At 71.4% G+C, this 24358-nt stretch carries 24 protein-coding genes; 13 read left to right on the top strand and 11 right to left on the bottom strand.

Annotated features, from left to right (window positions below):
• The first annotated feature begins 4 nt into the window (after window positions 1–4).
• Both HUG12_RS02020 and argF read left to right on the top strand, forming a co-directional pair.
• Window positions 5–1105 (top strand): [LysW]-lysine hydrolase, encoded by a 1101-nt coding sequence (locus tag HUG12_RS02020; RefSeq protein ID WP_179267170.1) that lies wholly within the window; start codon window positions 5–7, stop codon window positions 1103–1105.
• The gene (gene argF, locus HUG12_RS02015) at window positions 1102–2043 is read left to right on the top strand and encodes an ornithine carbamoyltransferase (RefSeq protein ID WP_179267169.1); all 942 of its coding nucleotides are present in this window, start codon (window positions 1102–1104) and stop codon (window positions 2041–2043) included. Before HUG12_RS02020 ends, argF begins: the two co-directional genes overlap by 4 nt.
• 246 nt (window positions 2044–2289) lie before the next feature.
• Here argF and HUG12_RS02010 read toward each other — a convergent pair whose 3' ends face one another.
• Entirely contained in the window at window positions 2290–4428 is a 2139-nt protein-coding gene (locus HUG12_RS02010; RefSeq protein WP_179270540.1) for an ATP-dependent DNA helicase, read from the bottom strand.
• 182 nt (window positions 4429–4610) lie between these two features.
• Between HUG12_RS02010 and HUG12_RS02005 the strand changes: the two genes are divergently transcribed.
• A complete protein-coding gene (locus HUG12_RS02005; protein ID WP_179267168.1) occupies window positions 4611–5363 on the top strand; it encodes an Sjogren's syndrome/scleroderma autoantigen 1 family protein in 753 nt (250 codons plus the stop codon).
• 130 nt (window positions 5364–5493) lie between these two features.
• On the opposite strand, the gene HUG12_RS02000 is transcribed toward HUG12_RS02005, so the two are convergent.
• On the bottom strand, window positions 5494–5682 hold the full coding sequence (locus HUG12_RS02000; RefSeq protein WP_179267167.1) for a hypothetical protein: 189 nt from the start codon (window positions 5680–5682) through the stop codon (window positions 5494–5496).
• A 72-nt stretch (window positions 5683–5754) separates the two neighbouring features.
• On the opposite strand from HUG12_RS02000, the gene HUG12_RS01995 reads away from it, so the two are divergent.
• On the top strand, window positions 5755–6009 hold the full coding sequence (locus HUG12_RS01995; protein WP_179267166.1) for a hypothetical protein: 255 nt from the start codon (window positions 5755–5757) through the stop codon (window positions 6007–6009).
• Between the two features lie 92 nt (window positions 6010–6101).
• On the top strand, window positions 6102–7010 hold the full coding sequence (locus HUG12_RS01990) for a universal stress protein (RefSeq protein WP_179267165.1): 909 nt from the start codon (window positions 6102–6104) through the stop codon (window positions 7008–7010).
• Between the two features lie 46 nt (window positions 7011–7056).
• Here HUG12_RS01990 and HUG12_RS01985 read toward each other — a convergent pair whose 3' ends face one another.
• Complete coding sequence (locus tag HUG12_RS01985; RefSeq protein ID WP_179267164.1) at window positions 7057–9579, bottom strand: DEAD/DEAH box helicase; 2523 nt, start codon at window positions 9577–9579, stop codon at window positions 7057–7059.
• A gap of 429 nt (window positions 9580–10008) precedes the next feature.
• Between HUG12_RS01985 and HUG12_RS01980 the strand changes: the two genes are divergently transcribed.
• The 5 genes from HUG12_RS01980 (at window position 10009) to HUG12_RS01960 (ending at window position 15405) form a co-directional block, all read left to right on the top strand.
• Window positions 10009–11445, top strand: a complete 1437-nt coding sequence (locus HUG12_RS01980; protein ID WP_179267163.1) for a D-aminoacyl-tRNA deacylase — start codon at window positions 10009–10011, stop codon at window positions 11443–11445.
• 96 nt (window positions 11446–11541) lie between these two features.
• On the top strand, window positions 11542–12714 hold the full coding sequence (gene ftsZ / locus HUG12_RS01975) for a cell division protein FtsZ (RefSeq protein ID WP_179267162.1): 1173 nt from the start codon (window positions 11542–11544) through the stop codon (window positions 12712–12714).
• Between the two features lie 290 nt (window positions 12715–13004).
• The gene (locus HUG12_RS01970) at window positions 13005–14522 is read left to right on the top strand and encodes an amidase (protein ID WP_179267161.1); all 1518 of its coding nucleotides are present in this window, start codon (window positions 13005–13007) and stop codon (window positions 14520–14522) included.
• Between the two features lie 252 nt (window positions 14523–14774).
• Complete coding sequence (locus HUG12_RS01965; RefSeq protein WP_179267160.1) at window positions 14775–14948, top strand: protein translocase SEC61 complex subunit gamma; 174 nt, start codon at window positions 14775–14777, stop codon at window positions 14946–14948.
• 1 nt (window position 14949) lies between these two features.
• A complete protein-coding gene (locus tag HUG12_RS01960; RefSeq protein ID WP_179270539.1) occupies window positions 14950–15405 on the top strand; it encodes a transcription elongation factor Spt5 in 456 nt (151 codons plus the stop codon).
• Between the two features lie 27 nt (window positions 15406–15432).
• On the opposite strand, the gene HUG12_RS01955 is transcribed toward HUG12_RS01960, so the two are convergent.
• Window positions 15433–15729, bottom strand: coding sequence for a DUF7565 family protein (locus HUG12_RS01955; protein WP_179267159.1), 297 nt, complete (start codon window positions 15727–15729; stop codon window positions 15433–15435).
• Between the two features lie 88 nt (window positions 15730–15817).
• Between HUG12_RS01955 and HUG12_RS01950 the strand changes: the two genes are divergently transcribed.
• The gene (locus HUG12_RS01950; RefSeq protein ID WP_179267158.1) at window positions 15818–16579 is read left to right on the top strand and encodes a PHP domain-containing protein; all 762 of its coding nucleotides are present in this window, start codon (window positions 15818–15820) and stop codon (window positions 16577–16579) included.
• A 38-nt stretch (window positions 16580–16617) separates the two neighbouring features.
• Here HUG12_RS01950 and HUG12_RS01945 read toward each other — a convergent pair whose 3' ends face one another.
• Entirely contained in the window at window positions 16618–17142 is a 525-nt protein-coding gene (locus HUG12_RS01945) for a CinA family protein (RefSeq protein ID WP_179267157.1), read from the bottom strand.
• A 108-nt stretch (window positions 17143–17250) separates the two neighbouring features.
• Between HUG12_RS01945 and HUG12_RS01940 the strand changes: the two genes are divergently transcribed.
• Both HUG12_RS01940 and HUG12_RS01935 read left to right on the top strand, forming a co-directional pair.
• Window positions 17251–18351 carry a pyridoxal phosphate-dependent aminotransferase gene (locus HUG12_RS01940; protein WP_179267156.1) on the top strand — a complete coding sequence of 367 codons (1101 nt, stop codon included), beginning with the start codon at window positions 17251–17253 and terminating at the stop codon, window positions 18349–18351.
• Between the two features lie 239 nt (window positions 18352–18590).
• Window positions 18591–19766, top strand: a complete 1176-nt coding sequence (locus HUG12_RS01935) for an ArsA family ATPase (RefSeq protein WP_179267155.1) — start codon at window positions 18591–18593, stop codon at window positions 19764–19766.
• Here the strand turns inward: HUG12_RS01935 and HUG12_RS01930 are convergent.
• The 6 genes from HUG12_RS01930 to HUG12_RS01910 form a co-directional block, all read right to left on the bottom strand.
• On the bottom strand, window positions 19763–20041 hold the full coding sequence (locus HUG12_RS01930) for a hypothetical protein (RefSeq protein ID WP_179267154.1): 279 nt from the start codon (window positions 20039–20041) through the stop codon (window positions 19763–19765). The genes HUG12_RS01935 and HUG12_RS01930 overlap by 4 nt on opposite strands.
• A gap of 33 nt (window positions 20042–20074) precedes the next feature.
• Complete coding sequence (locus HUG12_RS01925) at window positions 20075–20899, bottom strand: SDR family oxidoreductase (RefSeq protein WP_179267153.1); 825 nt, start codon at window positions 20897–20899, stop codon at window positions 20075–20077.
• A 487-nt stretch (window positions 20900–21386) separates the two neighbouring features.
• The gene (locus HUG12_RS01920) at window positions 21387–22235 is read right to left on the bottom strand and encodes an endonuclease V (RefSeq protein WP_179267152.1); all 849 of its coding nucleotides are present in this window, start codon (window positions 22233–22235) and stop codon (window positions 21387–21389) included.
• Entirely contained in the window at window positions 22236–23159 is a 924-nt protein-coding gene (locus HUG12_RS01915) for a rhomboid family intramembrane serine protease (RefSeq protein ID WP_179267151.1), read from the bottom strand.
• A gap of 289 nt (window positions 23160–23448) precedes the next feature.
• Window positions 23449–23574 carry a hypothetical protein gene (locus HUG12_RS21830; RefSeq protein ID WP_281362325.1) on the bottom strand — a complete coding sequence of 42 codons (126 nt, stop codon included), beginning with the start codon at window positions 23572–23574 and terminating at the stop codon, window positions 23449–23451.
• 143 nt (window positions 23575–23717) lie between these two features.
• Window positions 23718–24251 (bottom strand): inorganic diphosphatase, encoded by a 534-nt coding sequence (locus HUG12_RS01910; RefSeq protein ID WP_179267150.1) that lies wholly within the window; start codon window positions 24249–24251, stop codon window positions 23718–23720.
• Between the last annotated feature and the right edge of the window lie 107 nt (window positions 24252–24358).

Below are 24358 nucleotides of genomic sequence, written 5' to 3'. Positions count from 1 at the left end.
CGCGATGGCGTCCGCCGTCGACGACGCGGACGATGCCGGCGACGCGCTCGACACCGAGGGGCGCCAACTGCTGTACGACCTCGTCTCCATCCCCTCGCCGTCGGGCGAGGAAGCGGAGGCCGCCGAGCGCCTGGCGGCGTTCTTCGCCGAGCACGACCGCGAGGTGTTCGTCGACGAGGTCGGGAACGTCCGCGCGCCCGCCGACGACTCGGTGCTGCTGACCTCCCACGTCGACACGGTACCCGGGGACATTCCCGTCCGCGTGGAGCACGACGCGGGGGACGAGTACTCGCCGGACGGCGACGCCGTGCTCTGGGGGCGCGGCAGCGTCGACGCCACCGGCCCGCTCGCGGCGATGGCCGTCGCGGCCGTCGAGACGGGCGTCTCCTTCGCCGGCGTCGTCGGCGAGGAGACCGACTCCCGGGGCGCCCGGTTCCTCGTGGAGGACCGCGAGGCGCCCGACGCGGTCGTCAACGGCGAGCCGTCCGGCTGGGACGGCGTGACGCTGGGCTACCGGGGCTTTCTCGCCGGCACCTACGTCGCGACGAGCGAGTCGGGTCACACCTCCCGGCCCGACCCCAACGCGGTCGAGCACGCGATGAACTGGTGGCGCCGGGTCGAGGACTCCTTCGAGACGGAGGACTACGAACCCGTGTTCGAGGGGGTGACGACCAAGCCCGTGCGCTTCGACGGCGGGCTCTCGGCCGACGGGCTGTCGATGGAGGCGACGATGGACGTGCAGTTCCGCGTGCCGCCCGAGATGGAGGCCGCGGACGTGCGCGAGCGCGCCGACGCCGAACTCGACGCGGGGACGGTCCACTGGGAGGAGCCCATCCCTCCGGTGATGACCAGCCCGCGGAGCGAGGTGGCGACGGCGTTCCGTGGGGCGATCCGACGAGCGGGGGGCGACCCTCGACTCCTCCGCAAGACCGGCACCGCCGACGTGAACCTGTTCGCCGCGGCCTGGGACGCTCCGATGGCGACCTACGGCCCCGGCGACTCCGACCTGGACCACGCCCCGAACGAACGCCTCCCGCTCGCGGAGTTCGACCGCGCAGTCGACGTGCTGTGCGCGGTGAGCGAGCGCCTCAGCGACCCAGCATGAGCACACCAACCCACGACCCCGACACGACCGCCGACGCCGACGAACCGTTCCCGACCGACCTGCTCGACGTGGACGACCTGACGGCCGACCAGCTGGCCGCGCTCCTCGATCGCGCGACCGAGCTGAAGACCGGCAGGGACCTCACGCAACTGCCCCGGACGACGCTCGCGATGCTGTTCGAGAAGCCCTCGACCCGAACGCGGGCGTCCTTCGAGACGGGGATGACCCAGCTCGGGGGCCACGCGATGTTCCTCGGCCCCGGCGACATCCAGCTCGGCCACGGAGAGCCGCTGAAGGACACCGCCAGGGCGCTCTCGGGCTACGTCGACGCCGTCATGGCGCGGCTGTTCGACCACTCGGACCTCGAGACGCTCGCGGAGTACGCCGACGTACCCGTGGTCAACGGGCTGACCGACGACGCCCACCCGTGCCAGACGCTCGCCGACCTGCTGACGATACGGGAGACGTTCGACGGCTTCGAGGACGTCTCGGTCGCGTGGGTCGGCGACGGCAACAACGTCGCCCGGTCGTTCGCGGTCGGCTGCGGGGTCGCCGGCGTGGACCTCGCGGTCGCCACCCCGGAGGGCTACGGCCTCGGCGAGGACTGCATCGAGCGCGCCGCGGCGGCCGGGAGGGCGCCGACGCTCGCGGACTCGCCCGAGGGCGCGGTCGAGGGGGCCGACGTCGTCTACACCGACGTCTGGGTGAGCATGGGCCAGGAAGAACTGCGCGAGGAGAAACTACCCGCGTTCGAGGGGTACCAGCTGAACGAGGACCTGCTCGGGGGCACGGACGCGAAGGTGATGCACTGCCTGCCGGCCCACCGGGGCGAGGAGATCACCGACGAGGTGCTGGAGTCGGACCGGACGCTGGTGTGGGAGCAGGCGGAGAACCGGATGCACGCCCAGAAGGCGCTGCTCGTGGAACTGCTCGCGTAGGACACGGCCGCATTCCTGCCGTGCGATCGCAGCAGGGGTGGCGCGCTTCGGCCGCGCCCCGTGCGCGGCCGAAGCGCGCGAGGGATGAGCACCGCAAGCGACCGGAGGGAGCAAGGAGCGCGATCGGTTGGGGAGGCTGGTGGACTTCAGTGGGCAAGCAACGGGGGTCCGCGTGCCGACGACGGAACCGACGGCGCCACGGTCGGCGACACGTCGGCGGACGTTCGAGCCGTCCGCCGACCCCGACTACGGCTCCGGCGGCGACCCCGAGTACGCGTCGTGATCGGAGTAGAAGTTCAGCATCGCGAACTTCAGCTTCCCGGGCCTGATGTCGATTAACTCCTCCCGCTCCTCGGGCGGGAACGTCCCGCGCACCGAGTACTTCCCCATGTCCGCGCTCGTGTACCGCTTGTCCAGCAGCAACCGAACCCCGAAGTCCTCCGGCGAGCGGATGACCCGCCCGAGCGCCTGTCGCGTCTTCCGAACGGTGGGGATCTCGACGGCGTACTCCCACCCGGCGTCCCGCGAGCGCTCGGCGAACACGCGGTCGTAGGCGTCCTGCACCGCCTCCATGCGCTCGGAGAGGTGCGGATACGGGACCCCCACGACCGCGACGGTCCGGGCCGCGTCGCCGTCGAAGCTCACCCCCTCCGCGAGCGTCCCCCACAGCGAGGTGAAAAGCGCCGCGTCGTCGCTCCCGACGAGCGTCGTCCGGAGGTCCTCCGTGTCCTGGTCCGAGCCGTCGAGCAGAACGGTGCCGAGTTCGGGGTCGCCCGAGAGCAGTTCGTGGTAGCGCTCGGCCTCGGCGTACGACGGGAAGAAGAGGAGGCTGTTGCCCGGCGTGAAGCGGACGGCGTCCGAGAGCGTCGACGCGACCGTCTCCTGGGTCCCGGGGTCGTCGCGCTCCGAGGAGAACAGCGCCGGCGTCGACACCGAGTACGTCCGGCGGTTCTCCTCGGGGTAGGACAGCTCGTAGGCGAGCGTGGCCGGCGAGTCGAGTCCGAGCACGTCCTGGGTCACGTCGAATGGGCGCAGCGTCGCGGACATCAGCACCGAGCCGTACACCTCCTCGAACAGGTCCCGGGTGACCTCCCGCGGGATGCAGGTGTACAGCTCCGCGCGGCCGTACACCTCGTCGGTGCCGGCGTCCCTGCGGACCGACACCATCGGGTGCTGGCCGAGTTCGCCGCCGCCGTCCATCCACGCCGAGACGAACGCGGCCGCCGAGAGGAGGTGACACTCGCGCCGGGTGGTGGTCTCGCCGTCGCGGTAGGCGTCCTCGTACTCCTCGTCGAGGCGCTTGCCGAGCTGGAGCGCGAGGTCGCACTCCGCGCGGATCCCCCGCCCCTCGTAGCGGTCGAGGAACGCGAGCGTGAGGTCGTCGCGCCGGTCCTCGTTCGCGACGGAGACGTCGAACCAGTTCTCGCCGACCCGCTCGCGCTCGCCGAAGCCGAGGTTCTCGTCGTACGTCGCCCGGAGCGCCTCGGTGAACGCCCGGAGCACGTTCTCGGCCGGCTCGGCGCGGGAGTCGTCCGTCTCCTCCAGTTCCGAGAGCGCCGACTCGAGGGTGTTCTCCGTGAGCGCCTCGCTGGCGTGCTCGCGGGCGGCGCCCTCGACGTTGTGGGCCTCGTCGAACACCGTGATGACGTCCTCCGGCTCGCGGTCGAGCCAGCGGAAGAACTGCTCGCGGATGGTCGGGTCGAGCAGGTGGTGGTAGTTGCAGACGACCAGTTCCACGTCCTCCATTCCCTCCTTCAGCAGTTCGTAGCCGCACAGCCCCTGGCGCTCGGCGTACTCGTACACCTCGTCGGGTCGCCGGACGTCCCGGAACAGCCACGAGAAGAACTCGCCGGTGTCGGCCGTGAGGTTGTTCATGTAGTGCTCGCAGACGTTCGTCGCGTCCTCGATCTCTTCCTCCAGCGACTCGAGTTCCGCCGCGACCGCCTGCCGGGCCTCCGCGGCGGAGCCGGCGTCGCCGCCGTTCACCCCGCCCCCGTCGGATCCTCCGCCCCCGCCGTCGCGCATCTCGTCGGTGAGGTCCTCCAGCCGGCGTTCCAGTTGCTCCCTGTCCTGCCGGTCCTCGACGAGCGAGCGGGTCGTGTCCCGGAGCGTCTGGCACTCCTGGTAGTCCACGTCGATGTGGCACATCGAGGACTTCCCCTTGAACACCGTCGCGCGGATGGGCTCGGCCTCGTTGATGGCGCGGGCGTCCTCGACGAACTGGCGCATCTGCTGGTGGACGTTCGTGGTGATGACGACCGTGCGGTCGTGCTCGCGGGCGTGTGCGAGCGCCGGCACGAGCGCCGAGAGCGTCTTCCCGGTGCCGGGTGCGCCCTCGAGGAGCACGTCCTGGCCCCGCGCGAGCGCGTTGCCGACCCGGTCCATCGCCTCCCGCTGGTTCGGGTACGGCTCCTCGTACGGGAAGAAGCGCAGGTGGTCGTCCGTGGTCGACACGGTCGTAGTAGCGTGTCATCGGATTTGAACGCTCGGGTGCGCGGCTCCCCGGTCGCTGGCCGCCGGCACGACGCTCCGCTGACTTTTTCGCCGCCGCCCTCCTTCACACGCGTATGAGCGATACAGACCCCGGCGACGGCGGGGACGCCGGCGACTCCGGGTTCGACAAGGAGGCCGAACGCGAGAAGCTTCGCGAGAAGTACGCTCGCGACGAGGAGAAGCGCGAGTCGACGCGCCGGATGAGCGAACTGCTGCTCAAGGGTGCGACGATGACGAACAGGCACTGCGACACCTGCGGCGACCCCCTGTTCCGGCAGAACGGCCAGGAGTTCTGCGTGACCTGTCGGGCCGAGCGACCCGCGAACGACGGGACGGTCGATGGCGACGGGGCGGCCGAGGGCGACGAGGTGGCGGCGGACGACGCGGACGCGCCACCGGCGACGGACGCGGCCGCCGACGCGACGGACGGAGCCGCGGACGCCCCGCTCGACGGGCGGCCGGACGACGACCCGGCGGGGCGCGACGACCCCGCGGGACGGAACGCCGGCGATGCACCTGCTGCCCGACGGCACGCGGGCGGCCGGCGACGGGCGCCGCCGTCGGGGTCGGGGTCGAACGACGGCGACGACCCGCGGCGGACCGGCGCCGGACGCCGATCCGGCCCCGACGGCCGGTCGGAGGCGTCGACGGCGGCGGCTCCACCGTCGGACGCGGCCGGCGACCCGGGCGAGGCGACGGACGCGCTCGTCGCGGCGGTGACCCGCCACGCGACCGCCGGCGCCGACGCCGACGACCCGCGGGTCGCGCGCGACCACCTCGCGGCCGCCCGCGAGGCGGCGGAGGCGCTCTCCGCCCTGCGGCGCTGAACGCGGTCGGGTCCCGACTCGACGGCCGGTCGTACCTCGACCGGCTCCCTACTTGCCGACGAACACCGGCACCCACCAACGCCGAGGCGGACCCCGAGGACGTCCAGTTCGGCCTCGCGGCCGAGGGCGTCTACGAGGGACGCGCCATCCACACGAGGGCGACGACCGGGCCGTACACGCTCGGCGGGGAGCGGATCGACCGCGTCGCCCGCGAGTACGCCCACCACTTGGGCGGGCATCGCGAGGTGGAGGCGGCCGTGGGCTTCCTCGACCCGACCGACGGGCCCCAGGTCACCGAGACGGCGCTGGCGTCGCTCACGGGCTGTCTCAACGCCGCCGTCTCCATGAGCGCCATCGGCGCGGGATCGAACTCGACCGCCTGGAGACCAGCGTGTCCATCGACTGGGGCCCGTTCGTCTTCCTCCACCTGGCGGACGTAGAGGACGGGGCCGGCGATCCGATCGACACGTTCGGCGACCTGAACGTCGACATCGACGTCGCCGGCGAGGGTCTCGACGGGGCCGACCGTCGGTACCTCGAGGAGTCGGTCGGCCGCTCGGCGGTGTACGACCTGGTGACGCCGGCCCACGCATGTGAACCGAACCTCCGCCTGACGGGCGCGTCGGAGCCGTCGGACGGCCGTTAGCGCCGTACTGACCCAGTTTCGACCGCGTTCCCGCCCGTTCGTCCCCCGAACCGACGTCCGGTTTTTTGTGACCGGGGCGGGAGGAACGATGTATGACGCTGTCGCCGTTCACCGCGCTGGGGGGTGGGGACGGGCTCCCCGAGGGGGCGCCGTACTTCGGGGGAGAACTCGAGGGTCGACGCCTCATGGCACCGCTGCTCGACGTGGACGCCCCGGCTCTCGCCGACCAGCTCGGGGTCGCCGCCACGCTCGCCCGGATCGCGGACGCGTCGGTCGGGGTGCTGGACCCCGGCTGGGCCTCCGAACGGACGCTTCGCGAGGCGCGCGACCGGGTCGCCGACGACGACGCGGCCCGCCTCCTCTCCCGGTCCCTGGACGGGTCGACCGGGCGAGCGGGCGGGCGAGCGGCCCACGGGAGCCGCCTCGTCGACGAGGTGCTCCGCGCGGTCGACGGCGACGACGTCGACACGCTCGTGCTCCCCGGGGGATCGCCGAGCGACCTGCTCGGCCGGGAGGTCGCCGAGCGGATCGCCGTCCAGGCCGACTGCGACGTCGTCGTCGCGAACGGCGAGCACGGCTACGGGGAGGCGCCGTCGATCCTGGTCTCCATCGCCGGCGGTCCCCACTCCGGGCTCGCGGCGGACGTCGCCCGGCGCGTCGCCGAGGACTGGGGGGCGTGGATCGACGTCCTCCACGTCGTCGACGGGGACGCCTCCGCGGACGAGCGGGAGCTCGCGGAGGAGTACGTCGACGCCGCGTCCCGGCGGATCGGGCGGCCCGGGACGACCACGACGTGGGTGCTCGAGGCGGACGACGCCGCCGAGGCGATCGTCGAGCAGTCGCGCTACTACGGGCTCACCGTCCTCGGCGCGCCGACGACGGGCCGCCTCCGGCAGCTCCTCTCCGGATCGACCAGCCGTTCGATCCGCGAGAACGCCCGGAGCGTCGTCCTGTCGGCACGGAACAACACCGGCCCGTACTCCCTGGGCGGGGTCGAGTGAGGGCCGCCTTCGACCACCCGTTCGGGGAGTGACGGCCGGGTCGAACCTACTCCGGGTACTCCTCGCCCACGACCTCGCGGATGCGCTCGGCGGTCACCTCGCCGACGCCGGACACCTCCAGCAGGTCCTCCTCCCGGGCGGTCATCACCGCCTCCACGGTGCCGAAGTGCTCCAGCAGCGCCCGCGAGGTCACCGGGCCGATGTCCGCGATGGAACTCACGACGTACTCCTGCTGCTCGGCGAGCGTCTTGGCCGCCTTCTCGCCGTGGGCCGACACCTCGCGGTCGTTCGTCTCCTGCTCGCGCTTCGCGATGACCTCCAGCAAGTCCGCCGTGTCGGCCTCGTCCTCGGTCCGCAGGACGGAGGCGTCGAAGTCGATGGCGAGCGAGGAGAGCGCCCCCCGGACCGCGTTGGGGTGGACGTTCCGCTCGCCGTAGAGGTCCTCGCCCTCGACGATGACGATCGGACGCGAGTAGGCACGGGCCGTGTCCTTGACCTGCTCGAACATCGAGCGATCGCCGCCGACGAGCGTGTCGAGGAAGTCCGCGACGGACTTGCGCTCGACGGCGACCCGGTCCGAGAGCACGTAGTCGCCGACCTCGAGCGTCTCGAGCCGGGTGGTGACCCCATCCCGCGTGGAGAGGTCGCGCGCGATGGTCGAGTCGAGTTCGCGTTGATCGACGACGATCTCGGTGCCCTCGACGTCGTCGTTCGTCCCGGCGGTCGCGACGACGCCCCCGTCCGACGTTTCGGCGTCGTCCTCGGCGGCCGCCGAATCGTCCCCCGCGCCCGCCCGGTCGTCGACCGCGGAACCCGACCCGTCGTCCCGGGGGTCCGACCCGTCGCCGGTTTCGGCGTCGAACTCCGTCAGTCCGGGCTGTGCGCTCCCGCTCGCCGCTCCGTCGGCCGAGCCCTCGTTCCCGGAGTCGGCGTTCGGGCCGCCCGCCGACCCGCCGCTCGACCCGTCCCCGTCGAACGACGAGAGGTCGGCCTGGCCGTCGCCGCCGAGTTCCGCCTCGACGTTCTCGGCGACGCCCTTCAGCGACCGGAGCTCCTCCTCCATCTGCTTCTCCTTGCGCCGTGAGATCCAGAAGTACGCCTCGTCGCGGGTGTCCTCGGCCATCAGCACGACGACCTCCCCCTCGTCCTGCCGGCCGGTCCGGCCCTTCCGCTGGATCGACCGGATGGCCGTCGGAACTGGCTCGAAGAACAGCACGAGGTCGACCTCCGGCACGTCCAGCCCCTCCTCGGCGACGGAGGTGGAGACGAGCACCTCGAACTCGCCGGCGCGGAACGCGTCGAGCGTCTCCCCCTGCTGCTTCTGGGTCATCCCGTCGCTCCCCTCCTTGTCGCCCTGCCCGACGAACCGCCGGGTGTCGAAGGAGGCCGAGAGGAACTCCGTCAGCGCCTCTGCGGTGTCGCGCGACTCGGTGAACACGATGACGCGCTCGCCGCCGCCGATGCCGAGCGTCTGGGCGAGCAGCACCCTGGTGCGCCGGAACTTCGGGTGGAGGTCGTCGAACGACTCGGCCTTCCGCATCGCCTCCCGCACCTTCGGCTCGGCGATCATCCGCTGGCTCGCCTTCGACGCCCCCGACGAGCGGGCGGCGTTGCGCTGGCGCTCGAAGTAGCGCCGGAGCGCCTCGACGCTCTGGGTCTCGACGAGTTCGACCGCGCGTCGGAGCTTCATCACCTCGGCGTGGACGGACATCCCCTTGTACGCGTCCGAGTTCCCGCCGTCCATCATGCGCTGGAGCTGCGCGCGCATCTCGTTGAGCTGTTTCTGGGAGACGTCGGGCTGGGTCGTGTTCGAGACGCCGAGCGACTTGAGGCTCTCCAGCCGGTCCCCGATCACCTCGTTCAGGGAGTTCCGGATCTCGATGATGGAGTCGGGGAGTTCGATCTTCTCCCACTGGACGTCCGTGTCGTAGGTGTACTCCGAGACGTCCGAGTCGGCCTCGGTCATCACCTCGACCTCGTCGAGCCCGAGGTTCTCGCAGACGATCAGGATCTCCTCCTCGTCGCCGCCCGGCGAGGCGGACATCCCCGTGACGAGGGGTCGCTCCGCGTCGGCGTGGTAGCGATCGGCGATGTAGACGTACGCGTAGTCGCCGGTCGCGCGGTGGCACTCGTCGAAGGTGACGTGGGTCACGTCCGCGAGCGAGACGCGGTTGCCGACGAGGTCGTTCTCGACCACCTGCGGCGTGGCGATGACGACCCGCGACTCGTCCCACAGCGCCGCGCGGTCGTCCGGCTTCACGTCGCCCGTGAACACGACGATCTCGTCGTCGGGCACCGACAGCGCCTCGCGGTAGAACTCCGCGTGCTGCTGGACGAGCGGCTTCGTCGGCGCGAGCAGCAGCGCCTTGCCGCCGACCTCCGCGAGTCGGTGGGCCGTCACGAGCAGCGAGACGGTGGTCTTGCCCAGCCCGGTCGGCAGGCAGACGAGCGTGTCGGCCCGCTTCGCCGTCTCGGCGAGCTGGACCTGGTAGCGCCGCCGCTCGATGAACCCGGGGTTCAGGAGGGCGTGGTCGACGTACTCGGTGTCGGGGTCGGCGGCCTCCGCCATCAGCGGCTCTTGGCCGTCACCGCGGGTAAAACTTCGCGAACCGCGGCGGAACTGAACGGCCGGCTCAGCGGTCCTCTCGCCCCCGGGAACCGAGGGCCCGCTCCTCGCAGGCCGTCTCGGGGACCGACACGCCCATGAGCGCCGCCCACTCGGGGATGTGACAGTCCTCGGACTCCGTCATCGGTCGATGTGACGGCGAGATTCCTCTTAACGATTCCCCCGGCGACTGCGTCGACGTCGTCCGAACGGAGCCGTACGGGAGTCGGTCGCCCGGCGCGCACCGGCCACACGCTATGTGGGACCTTCGGTCTCGTGCGGTCTCCCTCGCTCGCCCGAACGGAGGCCCGGTCGCCGCGCGCCGATCGGCCGGTTCGCTCCCGCCATGCGCGAATCGACCCCGTTTTCCGCCCCCGCCTCCTCCCCTCGGGCGTGATCGCCGTCGTCGTCTCACGGGCCGACAGCGCCTCCGAGCACACCGGCGAGCAGTTGCTCGCGCTCGCCGACTGGACCGCACGCGAGGACGACTCCCGACCGGACGCCGACGGCGGCGGAACGTACCACCGGACGACGGTCGGGGGGACCGTCCTCGAACGCCGCGAGTTCGACGACCTCCACATCCGCCTCGACGACCCGACGCCCGCCTTCTCCGAGCGCCCCGACTTCCTCGTGTTCGTCTCGCGCCACTCCGGCGACACGGGTCCGCTTCTCACCTGCCACTTCACCGGGAACTTCGGGCCGGCCGAGTACGGCGGGAGCGACCGCGCGTTCGCCCCCGCCTGCCCCGGCGTCCAGCGCGCGCTCGTCGCCGGGTTCGACGAGCACGCGCCCGAGGGGTACGACGTGGCCGTCGAGTGCACCCACCACGGCCCGACAGACGTCGCGGTCCCGTCCGTCTTCGCCGAACTCGGCAGCGACGAGGCCGAGTGGGACGACCCGGCGGGCGCGGCGGCGGTCGCGCGGGCCGTCCTCGACCTCCCGGAACGGGACGCGACGGTCGCCGTCGACGGGGGGGACGGTCCGGTCGAGGGGGTCGACGACGCGGACGGTTCCGACGGGTCCGCGCCGCGGCACCTCGTCGGCTTCGGCGGCGGCCACTACGCCCCGCGGTTCGAGCGGGTCCTCCGGGAGACCGCGTGGGGGGTCGGCCACGTCGCCTCGGACTGGCAACTGGAGGAACTCGGCCACCCGGCCGAGCACCGTGACACGCTCGCGGCCGCCTTCGCGGCGAGCGACGCCCGGTTCGCGCTGCTCGAGGGCGACCGTCCCGCCCTGGAGCGCGCGCTCCGGGACCTCGGGGACGGGGACGCGGACGCCGGGACCGACGTTCCGTCCGGCGTTCGCGTCGTGAGCGAGACCTGGGTGCGCGAGGCGGACGACCGTCCGCTCGATCTGGTGGCCGCGCTCGAGGCCGACCTCCGGCCCGTGGACGAGGGGTTGCGGTTCGGGGAGTCCCGGTCGACCGACTACGAGGTCCACTCGCTCCCGGCGGACCTGCTGGCGGAGGCACACGGAATCGACGCCGACGCGACGCTGGCGGCCGTGGAGGCCCGTTCGGTCGCCTTCGAGACGAGCGAGAACGGCACCCGCGCCGACGGCCGGGCGGCGTTCCCCCACGCCGACGCCCGCGAGGAACTGATCGACGACCTCGCCCGCGTCCTCCGGGGGAAGTACGACGAGGTTACCCGACTGGACGGCGCGGTCGTCGCCCGGGTCGCGGCGTTCGACCCGGCGGCCGCGGTCGAGCGCGGCGTCCCGGAGGGGCCGGAGTTCGGCCGCCTCGCGGCCGGGGAACCCGTCGAGGTCGGCGGGGAGACCGTCCGGCCGGCCGAGGTCCGCCGCGAGCGCGAGGAGCGGTTCCGAGTCTGATCCCCGAATCGGGCGGTAGGCCCCCGAAATGTCTGACGCGTGGCAGACGAGAGGGGAAGGATAATAACGCCCGGGGAGGTAGGCCCGGCATAACCTATGGACTCCATCGTCGAGGACGCGATCGACGAGGCCGAAGGGGAGGGGCAGTCCGCCGACGTGCCGGAGGGTGCGACGGTGGACGACCCCGCTTCGGGCGCCTCCGACCCGACCGAGGGCACCCCCACCTCGGGCAAGATGACCGACGAACAGCTGGAGGACGTCCTGCAGGACCTCCAGACGAACATCACCGTGGTCGGCTGCGGCGGCGCGGGCGGCAACACGGTGAACCGGATGGCCGAGGAGGGGATCCACGGCGCGAAGCTGGTCGCGGCCAACACCGACGTCCAGCACCTCGTGAACATCGAGGCCGACACGAAGATCCTCATCGGCCAGGACCGCACGAAGGGCCGCGGCGCCGGCTCGCTCCCCCAGGTCGGCGAGGAGGCGGCCATCGAGTCCCAGGAGGAGATCCGCGACTCCATCTCCGGTTCCGACATGGTGTTCGTCACGGCCGGTCTGGGCGGCGGCACCGGCACCGGCTCGGCGCCCGTCGTCGCCAAGGCGGCCCGCGAGATCGGCGCGCTCACCATCGCCATCGTCACGACGCCGTTCACGGCCGAGGGCGAAGTGCGGCGGACCAACGCCGAGGCGGGTCTCGAGCGCCTGCGTGACGTCGCCGACACCGTCATCGTCGTCCCGAACGACCGGCTCCTCGACGCCGTCGGGAAGCTCCCCGTCCGGCAGGCGTTCAAGATCTCCGACGAGGTGCTGATGCGCTCGGTGAAGGGCATCACGGAGCTCATCACCAAGCCCGGCCTCGTGAACCTCGACTTCGCGGACGTCCGCACCGTCATGGAGAAGGGCGGCGTCGCGATGATCGGCCTCGGCGAGTCCGACTCGGACACGAAGGCCCAGGAGTCCGTCCAGTCGGCGCTCCGTTCCCCGCTACTCGACGTGGATATCTCCGGCGCGAACTCCGCGCTGGTGAACGTCACCGGCGGGTCTGACATGAGCATCGAGGAGGCAGAGGGCGTCGTCGAGGAGATCTACGACCGGATCGACCCCGACGCGCGCATCATCTGGGGGACCTCCATCGACGAGGAACTCGACGGCACGATGCGGACGATGATCGTCGTCACGGGCGTCGATTCGCCCCAGATCTACGGCCGAAACGACGCGGCCCAGGCGAAGGCGGAGCGGAAGCTCGAGGACATCGACTACGTGGAGTAGTCGGGTGGGCAGGACGTACCGGTCGGCGAGAGGGTCCACGGTTCCCGCTCTACCTCCGAACGTTCGATCGACCCTGGAGCCACGGCTCCATCGTGGGAACCACCCGGGTCGCTGCCGGCACGACCGCCTCGGGAACCCTCGGAACGGACGGGTCACGGGCGCCGGCGACGCACCCGGCTACAGCAGATCGGGGAAGCGCTCGGAAAGCGAGAATCCCCGTGGTCCCCACGTTTCCTCGGCCGGCAGATTCAGGTCGTCGGTCCGGGACGTACCACACGAGTCGACCACCGATGTCCACATCGCCCGCTGATTCGTTCGACGTCGTCGAGGCGACCGTCGCCGACGTTCACGCCGCGATGGCGGACGGGCGAGTCACCGCCGAAGCGCTCGTCGACCGCTATCTGGCGCGTATCGACGCGTACGACGGCCGGCTGAACGCGATCCTGGCAGTGAACGACGACGCTCGCGAGCGTGCCCGCCGACTCGACGCGCGGTTCGAGCGCGACGGCCTCGCGGGACCGCTTCACGGCGTTCCGGTGATCCTCAAGGACAACCAGGACACCCACGACATGCCGACCACCGCGGGGTCGGCAGCGCTCGCGGGGTCCAGGCCGCCGCGGGACGCGTTCGTCGTCGAACGGCTCCGGGAGGCCGGCGCCGTCGTCGTCGCGAAGGCGAACCTCCAGGAGCTGTCGTTCGGCGTCGACACCATCAGCTCGCTCGGCGGCGAGACGCGGAACGCGTACGACCTCGACCGCCGACCCTCCGGATCCAGCGGCGGTACGGCAGCGGCCGTCGCGGCGAACCTGGCCACCGTCGGGACGGGCTCGGACACCTGTTCGTCCGTCCGATCACCGCCCGCGTTCAACGACCTCGTCGGCGTCCGCCCGACGAGGGGGCTGGTCAGCCGGTCGGGGATCGTCCCGCTGAGCGAGACCCAGGACACCGCCGGCCCCGTCACTCGGACCGTCGCTGACGCCGCACGAATGCTGGAGGTCATGGCCGGCTACGACCCGGACGACCCGGTCACGGCGACCGGTGCGGACGAGGTTCCGGCGGACGGGTACGTCCCGCACCTCGACGCCGACGGGCTCGACGGCGCGCGCATCGGCGTCGCACGGGAGTTCTTCGGCCTCCGGGACGAGGAGAGCGCGTCCGAGACGGACGCTGCCGCCGTGACGACCGTCGTCGAGGAAGCCGTCGAGGAGATGGCCGCGGCCGGCGCGGCGATCGTCGACCCCGTCGACGTGGTCGACGTCGACTTCCTGAAGAGCGCCCGCGTTCTCCAGTACGAGTTCGCTCGCGACTTCGACCGGTACCTCTCGGAACTCGGGGACGCAGCGCCGTACGGTTCGCTGGCGGAGGTCCACGGGACGGGGGAGATCGCACCCTCGATCGAATCGAGGATCGACGAGGCCGGCATCCTGGACGTCGACGTCGAATCGCTGGACGAGAACGCGGGGTACCTCCGCCGGCTCCGGCGACGGCAGCGACTGAGAGGGACCACGCTCTCCCGCATGACCGAACTCGACCTCGATGCCCTGCTGTACCCACCGTCGAGGGTTCCGCCCGTCGAGATTCCAGAGCACCAGCCGTTCACGGAGATGAACTGCGAGCTCTCGGCACACACGGGGCTGCCCGCGATCGTCGTTCCGGCCGGCTTCACGGACGCCGGACTCCCGGTCGGCGTCGAACTCCTCGGGCGGGACTTCGCCGAACCTCGCCTGTTCGAGCTTGCGTACGGCTTCGAACGGGCGACGAACCATCGGCACCCGCCCGAGCGGTTCGGGGAACTCGACGGCGTGTGACTCCGAATCCGGTTCGACGGGTACGTGCCACCGTTTCGACGCGACTTCCCGCCACCCGTCGTTCGAGAACGCCCGGTCGTCGATCCGCACGCTCCGTCGCGATCCGATCCGCCTCACCTCCGACCGAACGGGGCCCGGACGATCGACCGCCATGACCGCCGTTCAGCGGACCAGGAACACCTGCCTACGGCCGTCCGCGCTCACACCGGATGCAACAGATATAGATGCCACGGCGAAGTATCCCCGGCAACGATGGACGTCAAGTACGACCTGAACAGCTACGTACGGGTGCTCAAACTGGCGAGCACGCCCTCCTGGGAGGAGTTCTCCCAGGTCTCGAAGATCGCCGGTGCGGGCATCTTCCTCGTCGGCTTCCTCGGGTTCGTCATCTTCGCGGTCATGTCGTTCCTCCCGGGGGGTGTCTGAGTTGCCCATCTTCTCGGTGAAGACGACGGCGAGCCAGGAGCGCACCGTCGCCGACATGATCGCCAGCAAGGAGATGTCGGAGATCCACGCGGTGCTCGCGCCCGACCAGCTCACGAGCTACGTGCTCGTCGAGGCCGACGGGGACGCGATCATCCGCCGCGTGCTGGAGGAGGTTCCCCACGCCCGCGGGCTCGTCGAGGGCCCCGACGGCGAGGCCGGCCGATCCTCCATGTCCGAGGTCGAACACTTCCTCTCGCCGACCCCGGACGTCGAGGGGATCGCGGAGGGCGACATCGTCGAACTCATCGCCGGCCCGTTCAAGGGCGAGAAGGCGCAGGTCCAGCGCATCGACGAGGGCAAGGACCAGGTGACCGTCGAACTGTACGAGGCGACGGTCCCGATCCCGGTGACGGTCCGCGGGGACCAGATCCGCGTGCTGGACAGCGACGAACGGTAGTCCCCCACGCCGCGCCGCCGGTCCCGGCTACACCGCTCCGTTGATGCGTTCGACGACCGACTCGAGGTCGACCTCCGACTCGACGTCCTCCTTCACTTCCTCGCGCACCCGGACCGCGTCGGAGTCGGCGTCGTAAGCCCGGACGAACTCGGCGCGCGTGTGCTCGTCGAACGCGTGTCGGATGGCGAAGTAGCCGTCGGGGACGACGGTGCCACACACCTTGCACTCGTGGCGCTCGTGGCGCTCCGTCTGGTGGACGACGGCGTCCTCGACGCCCTCGAACGACGCGTCGCACCCGCCGATCGCGCAGGCCCACCGGGTCATGCGGGGTTCCACGCCCGGCGCCCCCAAAAGCGTTTCTCGGGACCGCCGGAAGCGCAACCACTAACCTCCGTCCCGTCGATTTCCTGTCGTGAGCGACGCCCCGACACGCGTCGACCTCCACGTGAAAGTGCTCGACGAGCGAGTCGTCGAGCGCGCCGCCGAGGCGGGGGTCGACACGCTGGTGTACGCCCCCCACTTCACCCGGCTCCCGGAGATCCGCGCCCGCTCGAGGCGGTACTCGACGGACGAGGTGACCGTCGTTCCCGCCCGGGAGGTGTTCACCGGCGACTGGCGGAACCGCCGTCACCTCCTCGCGCTCGGCCTCTCGGAGCCGGTCCCGGACTTCGTCACCTACGAGGCCGCGCTCGCCGAGTTCGAGCGACAGGAGGCCGCCGTTCTCGTCCCCCACCCGGAGTTCATGAACGTGAGCCTCACGCGCGCCGAGGTGAGCGCGTATCGGAACCGCCTCCACGCCGTGGAGACGTACAACGCGAAGCTGTTCGCCCGACAGAACGAGCGCGGCGTCCGGATCTCGAACGCGTTCGACGTTCCGGGGTTCGGCTCCTCGTACGCCCACCTTCGCGGCACCGTCGGCGCCGCCTGGACCGAGTTCGAGGACGACGTGCGCGACGAGGAGGCGCTGGTCGCCGCGCTCAGGGACCGCGTGGAGCGGACGGTCGTGAAGCGGTCCGACCCGGCGACGCGAGCGCGCCGGCTGGCCGAGTTTGCCCACCTCGGAATCGAGAACTCCTACGGGAAACTGGACCGGCTGTTCCTGTCGGGGATGGAGCCGACCCACCCCCGCCACATCGCCTACCGGGGCCGGTTCGACGAGGTCTCCGTCTACTGAGTCGACTCCGATTCGGCCCGGAGTTCCGCGAGGCGGCTTCAGTTCCCTTCGTCCCCCTCCACCGATTCGAGCAGGTCCGCGAGCGCCCGCCGGGCGATCCGCCCCTTGATCTCGGCCCTGCTCCCGTCGAACTCGTAGCGCGAGACGGCCGCGCCGCTCTCGCCGGTCCCCCAGTCCCCGCGACGGGCGACCCCGACGAACACGGTGCCGACCGGCTTCTCCTCGGTCCCGCCCGAGGGGCCGGCGATGCCCGTCGTGGCGACGCCCCAGTCGGTCCCCGCGGTGTCGCGTATCCCGCGGGCCATCGCCCTGGCGACCGGCCTCGAGACGGCGCCCTCCTCGTCGAGGTGCTCGCGCGGGACCGCGAGTTCGGTCAGCTTCGCGTCGTAGGAGTAGGTCACCACCCCCCGGTCGAAGTAGTCGCTCGACCCGGGGACGTCGGTCAGCAGGGAACCGACCAGCCCGCCTGTACACGATTCGGCCGTCGCGACGGTCGCCCCGGCCGCCCGAAGGGCGTCGCCGACGCGCTCCTCGATCGGCGGGTCGATCGCGGGTTCGTCCATGGCGGCCGCTTGGTCGGGTTCGGTCAAATATCCGCGGGTCGGCGTCGACGGGCCGGTGCCGACGTCGTGACCGCGGGAGTAAAGACCGGCGGGGACCCAGCGACGCCCATGAACTACGAGCGGCCGCAGTTCTTCCACCTGATGCAGTACGCCAGGGCTGCCGAGGGAGACGTGGTGGACATGGTGTCGGGCGACCCGGACTGGGAGCCGCCGACCGCGCTCCGGGACGGACTCCGGGAGTACGCAGACGCGGAACCGGACGAGTTCCAGTACCCCCCGAGCGAGGGGCTCGTGGAACTGCGCGAGGAGATCGCCGCGCGCCGGAACGTCGACCCGGGTCGGATCGTCGTCACCAACGGGACGGGCGAGGCGAACTACCTCGCGATGGCGGCGGCGCTGGATCGGAACGCCGGCTCCGAGGTGCTCCTCGCGGATCCGGTGTACCCGTACTACCCCGGCAAGACCGAACTGCTCGGCGGCGACACGACCCTGGTGCCGACCGAGCGCGACGGCTCCATCGACCCGGATCGCTTCCGCGAGGCGGCCAGCGAGGACACCGCGCTCGTCCTGGTGAACACGCCGAACAACCCCACCGGGGCGGTGTACTCCCGGGAGACGATGCGGGACCTGGCCGACCTCGCGGCGGAGGTGGACGCGACGCTCGTCTCCGACGAGGTGTACGACCACTTCGACTTCACGGGCGGGTTCGAGTCGGCGCTGACGCTCGACTCGGACCGCGTGATCGTCACTTCGGGCTTCTCGAAGTCGATGGCGATCACCGGCTTCCGCGTCGGCTACGCGGTGCTCCCCGAGCAGTTCGTCGGCGGCGCGAAGACGCGGCACATGCTCGTGAACGTCGCCACGTCCCGGCCGCCGCAGGTCGCGGTGCTCCGGGCGCTCCGGGGGACGGAACCGGAGTACTACGAGCGGGTCAGGTCGATGCTCCGCGACCGGGTGAGCACCTTCACGGACGCGCTCGACGTGGCGGACGCCGAGTACACCACTCCCGACGGGGCGTTCTACGTGCTCGCGCGGTTCGACGGCTTCCCGGGGACGATGGCGAACGCGAAGCGACTCGTCGACGGGGCGGGCGTCGCCGGGATGCCGGGCGAGACGTTCGGCTCGGCGCGTGCGGAATGGTTCCGGTTCGCGCTCGTCACCCCCCGCGTCGAGGAGGCGGCCACACGGCTCGCGGACTACTTCTCGTAGCCGCTCGCGGGCCGTTCGAGCGGCCGTCGCCGGATGGCTCGGGCCCGTGAGGGCCTACGCGGACTGTCGGTCCCGATCGCCGTCGGGACCGTGGACGTCCGCGGGGTTCTGGTTGCGGTTTCGTACTTGAACCCTCGTATCCAAGACGTGGTTCGACCGTCGGCTCGACGGAGTCCGCGACGGCCGCGGCTCGACGGGGACCAACGGATAGACAAGTCCCGAACGCCTCGACGGACGTAATGAGCGACATCGACGTCGAACCCGTCGAACGCGTGGACGACGGGGAGGAGGACGCCGTACCGGGAGCGGGGACGCGGATGGGGGAGGCGGTCGACGTCGCGGGGACCGCCGAGCGCGACGCGCCCGAGTACGTCCTCTACGGCGGGAAGGGCGGGGTCGGGAAGACGACCTGTGCGGCCGCGACCGCGCTCGCGAGCGCGGCCGACGGCGTCGCGACGCTCGTCGTCTCGACCGACCCGGCCCACTCGCTGTCGGACACGCTCGGGACCTCGATTCCGGCCGAGCCCTCGCGCATCCACGAGGACGTGCCGCTGTACGCAGCCGAGATCGACCCCGACGCCGCGATGGACGAGGGGCTGTTCGGCGACGCGGCGGGAGCGGGCGAGGACGCGGACCCGTCGGCGGGGAACCCCCTCGGGGGCCTCGGCGGGTTGGGAGGGGCCATGGGGGGCGGATCGGCCGGGGACGGGTCGACGGGGGCCGGTCCGATGGAGGACGGGCCGCTCGGCGCGATGCTCGGCGGGCCGATGCCCGGCGCGGACGAGGCCGCGGCGATGCGCCAGTTGCTCGAACACCTCGACGACCCGCGGTTCGACCGCGTCGTCGTCGACACCGCCCCGACCGGCCACACGCTCCGACTGCTCCAGCTTCCCGAACTGCTGGACTCGATGGTCGGTCGCCTGATGAGGCTCCGTCAGCGGTTCTCCGGGATGATGGAGGGGATGAAGGGGCTGTTCGGGATGGGCGAGGGCGGCCCCGGCGGGCCGGACCTCGACGAGTTGAAAGGTCGGATAGCGCGCCTGCGGTCGGTGCTCCGGGACCCCGAGCGAACCGATTTCCGGGTCGTGATGGTGCCCGAGGAGATGAGCGTCATGGAGTCCGAGCGCCTCGTCGAACGGCTCGACGAGTTCGGGATTCCCGTCCGGACGCTCGTCGTGAACCGGGTGATGGAGGACCCGGGCGACGTGGCCGGCGGGGCCATCGACGACGACTGGGTCGTCACGCCGGATCTAGAGGGCTGTGAGTTCTGCCAGCGCCGCTGGGAGGTCCAGCAGTCCGCCCTCTCGCGCTCGACCGACCTGTTCCGCGGCCGCGACGTGAGGCGGATCCCCCTGCTCGCCGACGAGGTCCGCGGGCCGGACGCGCTTCGGGTCGTCGCGGCCTGCCTCGCCTAATCGTCGGCGCCCTCCCCCGCGAGTTCGCTCGCGAGCGCGCGCGCCTCCGCGACGTGCTCGTCGGCGTCCGTGTTCCCCGTTCCCTCGATCTCGGCCAGCAGGTCACGCACGTGGCCGGTTCGCTCGCGCACGACCGCGGACTCGGCGGACCGTTCGACGAGGTCCCGGGCGACCGCCTCCGCCTCGCCGAGGTACGCGCTCGCCTCCCGCTCGACCGGGAGTTCGGCGGTCGCGTCGAGGTGGTCGTGGAGCCGGCGGAGTCGTTCGTCAGTCATCGGCGGTCGGTCGTTTCATCGCACCAGTCGCGGTCATCCGAGCTTTCGCACGAGCGACCAGACCCCGTCGGCGAGCCACGTCGGGACGTAGCGCCCGACCTCGCCGGCTTTGGCGAGCGGGCCGACGGGGTAGCGGGCGGCCGGCTTGGTCGCGCTCGCGGCGTTGACGATCTCCTCGGCGACCCGTTCGGGAGGGATCGAGCCGACGCCGCCCCCGCCGACGGCGTCGTAGTCCTCGTAGAGGCCGTAGAACGACTCGTAGGCGCCCGAGCGGTCGAGCCCCTCGAGTTCGGCCCTGGCGCGGTCCTCGAACATGCTGTCGACCGGACCGGGCTCGACGAGCGCCACGTCGACGCCGAACTCGCGGACCTCGCTCCGGAGGGCGTCGCTCATCGCCTCCAGCGCGTGCTTCGATGCCGCGTACACTCCCGTGCCCGGGACGACCGTCCGGCCGAGCACGCTGGAGACGTTGACGATGGTGCCGTCCTCGCGCCGGCGCATCGCCGGGAGGACTGCCCTGACGAGCCTGTGAGGCCCGAAGACATTCACGTCGAACTGGGCCTCCACGGCGTCGGTGGACACGTCCTCGACGGGTCCGATCTGCCCGTAGCCGGCGTTGTTCACCAGGCAGTCGATGCGGCCGGTCTCGTCGAGCATCTCGTCGACGACCCGTTCGACGTCGTCCGGGTCGGTCACGTCGATGGAGGCGATCCGACAGCCCTCCCGCTCGCCCAGCGTCTGGACGTCGGCGGGGTTCCGGGCAGTCGCGTACACCGTCCACTCCTCGTCGAGAAACGCCTCGGCGGTCGCGCGCCCGATGCCGGACGAGCAGCCTGTGATGAGGACCGTCCGTTCCATGTCCCCACGTCGGCGGCCTGGGTGTTAACTTTCGGCCCCCTCGGCCGTTCGTGTTTCTCCCCGCTCCGCGATTCGGGCCTGGGCCGTTCGAGGAGAGTTCCGAAGCCGTCGCCGAGGTGCGCTCGACGAACCCGCCGGTTGGCGCGCGGCGGCCGCGCCTCGGTCACGCGAGCGAGGGTGACCGCACGGGACCGAAGGTCCCGGGTAGTGCGCGGCCAACGACGCGCGAGGGACGAGACGCGCAGCGAGCGAGCATCGCGATCGGCTGGGGTGGCTGTGGGTGCGGCGGGTGGGACTGAAAGGGGCCGCGGCCGTCGGCGCTGGCGCGGACCGTCAAGCACCACAGCGTCCGAACGCAGTGAGGGCGCGAGGAGCACAGCGGCCGCACCGAGCCGACAGTCGCGGGGGCTTTCGGCGTCTGCGCTACGATGCCCGAACCGATCAACGAACCGAGCGTCGCAGGGGCGGGCGATCCGAACGAAACGAACTACCCCTTACGAACCTCGCGCTTCGCATCGTCGGCGTACGAGTCCGCCAGCCGCGTCGGCTCGGGGAGCTTGTAGCCGTCGCACAACCCGGCGACCAGATCGACCGTCGTCTCGGCGCTCACGCGGTGGCCCGGGCTGACGTACAGCGGGTTGATGACGGGATTGGTGTCGTACTGGCGTGACTGGTAGGCGTAGCCGATGACGGTCCCCTCGGGGGCCGTGACCCGGCCGTTCGCCAGGATGGGCGTCCGCCAGCCCGCGGGCCGGCCGTCCGGTTCCTCCTCCAGCCTCCCGCAGAGGAGGCTCTTGGCGACGCCGACGGCGGGCGCGTCGAGCATGACGCCCACGTGGGTGGCGATGCCGGCCTCGCGGAAGTGGACCCGCCCGCTCCCGTCGAGGACGTACAGGTCCGGTTCGGCATCCAGGGTCGCCAGCGCGTCGAGGACGGGGCCGCCCTCGCGGAACGAGAGCAGGCCGGGGATGTACGGGACGTCCAGCGGCGAGACGGCGTAGGTCCGCTCGACGACCTCGCTTCCCCGCGTCACCACGACCGCCGAGACGGCCCGATCGTCGAGGAACGCCTGGTCGATGCCCGCGACGAGGGGCGGGTCCGGGAACCGGGCGGCGGCGTCGGCGGTGTTCGTGCCGTCCGTGGCGTCCGCGCCGGCCGCGGGCTCGACGCCGGTCGCGAGCGACCGTTGGCCGGCGTCGAGTCGGACCGCGGCGGGGTCGAACCCCAGGTCGTCCTCGAAGACGGCGGCGGCCGCGACGTCCCGCTGGAGCGCCTCCATCGCCTCGCGGGAGAGCGAGGGGTCGGGGCGGAACTCCGGGCGGACGACGTCCGGCATTCAGAACCGGCCGCGACCCGGGCCGCCGGGTCCGCCCGGCCCGCCGAACCGGAGCGACTCGGGCGCCTGTCGTTCACCCTTCACGAGCGCGCCGTACGCGAGGCCCATCCCGAGGCCGGCGAGGTGGGCCCAGTTCGCGACGTTCCCGTTCCCGAACGTTCCCAGCCCCGCGAAGATGGAGAACGCGGCGAACCCGAGCGTGAGCACCCACAGCGGCATGGGGAGGATGAAGTAGAGGTACACCTTCAGGTTCGGCCGGAGCACCGTCAACAGCCCCATGACGGCCATGATGGCGCCCGAGGCGCCGACGACGCCGGGCGAGCGCGGCAGCGCGCCGCCGGTCATGTAGAGGGTCGCGCCGACCTGCGCGAGGCCGGCGAGCGCGCCCGACGCGAGGAACAGCGCGGTGAAGCGCTTCGACCCCAGTCGCCGCTCGACGACCGGTCCGAAGAAGTACAGCACGATGCTGTTGAACACGATGTGGGTGAACCCGCCGTGGGCGAAGATGGAGGTGAACCACGCCCAGACGTACTCGGGGTGGGCGAACTGGAGGACGAACAGGTCGAGTTCGAGCTGGCGCGAGACCAGGCCCCCGACGACGAGCTGTGCGGCGAAGGTGAGCCACATCAGCCCGAGGAACACGAACGTCATGTTCCCCCTGAAGAACCCGACTGCGCCGCCGGTGGAGGTCTGCCGGTCCACGTAGGAGCTCATCCGCGAGGTCACGCCGCCCGAGTCGCCGCCGCGGTCGTCCACGGAGTCGTCGAACCCCGAGTCGAAGACGCCGCCGGGGTCGTTCCACTCGTTCAGCCCCGGACAGTCGTGGTTCTCCGGGAGCCGATGTTCCGCGCAGAACGTCCGCCCGCAGCGACGGCACTGGTACGGCATGTTCTCGTACTCGCCGCACACCTCGCATCTCGCCATTACCCGCCCTTACCTGCGGGCCGGTAATAGGAGTTGCCTCCGAGCGATGCGGTTCCGCGGCGTACCGGCGCCGTCTCCCCCGACGCCGGACGACCGCGGAAGCCCGGACGTCGAACGTCCGCTCGACCGTACTTCGTCCGCCTTCGCGGTCACGCGCGCCGGTCGGGGAACTCTCGTCGTGAGACCGCCGGACATCCACGGCCGACGTCCGTCTCCGTCGACGAGCGGTCGTGCGAATCCGATACCCGGCTCGTCGTTCTCGGTGGAGCGGGGCGCTCCCCGGATCGGGCTACTCGTCCTCGTCGGTCTCGGGTGCTTCGAGGTCCTCGTCCTCCTCCCGGGGGTGCTCGGGCTCGAAGTTCGCGGGGATCACCGTCGGGTGGTTCACGCCGAGGGTCGGTCGTTTGGCGGCCATGCTCGGTCGGCACTAGCCGCCGCCGCGGCAAAAGATTACCCATAATCATAACACATCCTCCGGACCGGGGCTATGTCCGGAGGGCATGAGCCGGCGTTACGGCTGGCGGTTCGTGGGGTCGCTTCGGGAACGGGGCCCCGGGCTCAGCCGAAGTGCTCCTCGTAGAGGTCCTGTGCGTGTTCGATGGCGTCGTAGGCGGCCTGCCGGTCCTCCCAGCCGAGCGTCTCGACCTCCTTTCCCTCCTCGAGGTTCTTGTACGTCGAGAAGAACTCGTCTATCTCGTCCTGCGTCTGCTGGGGGATGTCCGCCAGGTCCTCGACGTGGTCGTACCGCGGGTCCTCCGAGGGGACGGCGACGACCTTGTCGTCCTGCTCGCCGTCGTCGTCCATCCTCATCAGGGCGACCGGGCGGGCCTCGACGATGCAGCCGGGGAACGTCCGGTCCTCTAGCAGCACGAGCACGTCGAAGGGGTCCTCGTCGTCGTAGTACGACCGCGGGATGAAGCCGTAGTCGGAGGGGTAGTGGACGTTCGAGTGGAGCACGCGGTCGAGGACGACGCCCGGGATGTCCTTGTCGTACTCGTACTTGTTGCGTTCGCCCTTCAGACACTCCACGACGGCGTAGATCTCCTCGGGGGCGTTCGGCCCCGTCTCGAGGTCTTCCCAGAGGTTCGTCATGCACCAGTGGCTTCCCGGAAAACGGGCAAAGTCCTTTCGGCACGCGCTCGCCCGGACGGCAGTCGCGTCCGCGTCGGCGGTCGCGGACGCTCCGACGGCAACCGCGC

The organism is Halorarum salinum (genome assembly GCF_013402875.1).
GTDB lineage: Archaea > Halobacteriota > Halobacteria > Halobacteriales > Haloferacaceae > Halorarum > Halorarum salinum.
Note: the sequence above shows the minus strand (reverse complement) of the source record. Positions and strands in the feature narration are given on the sequence as shown.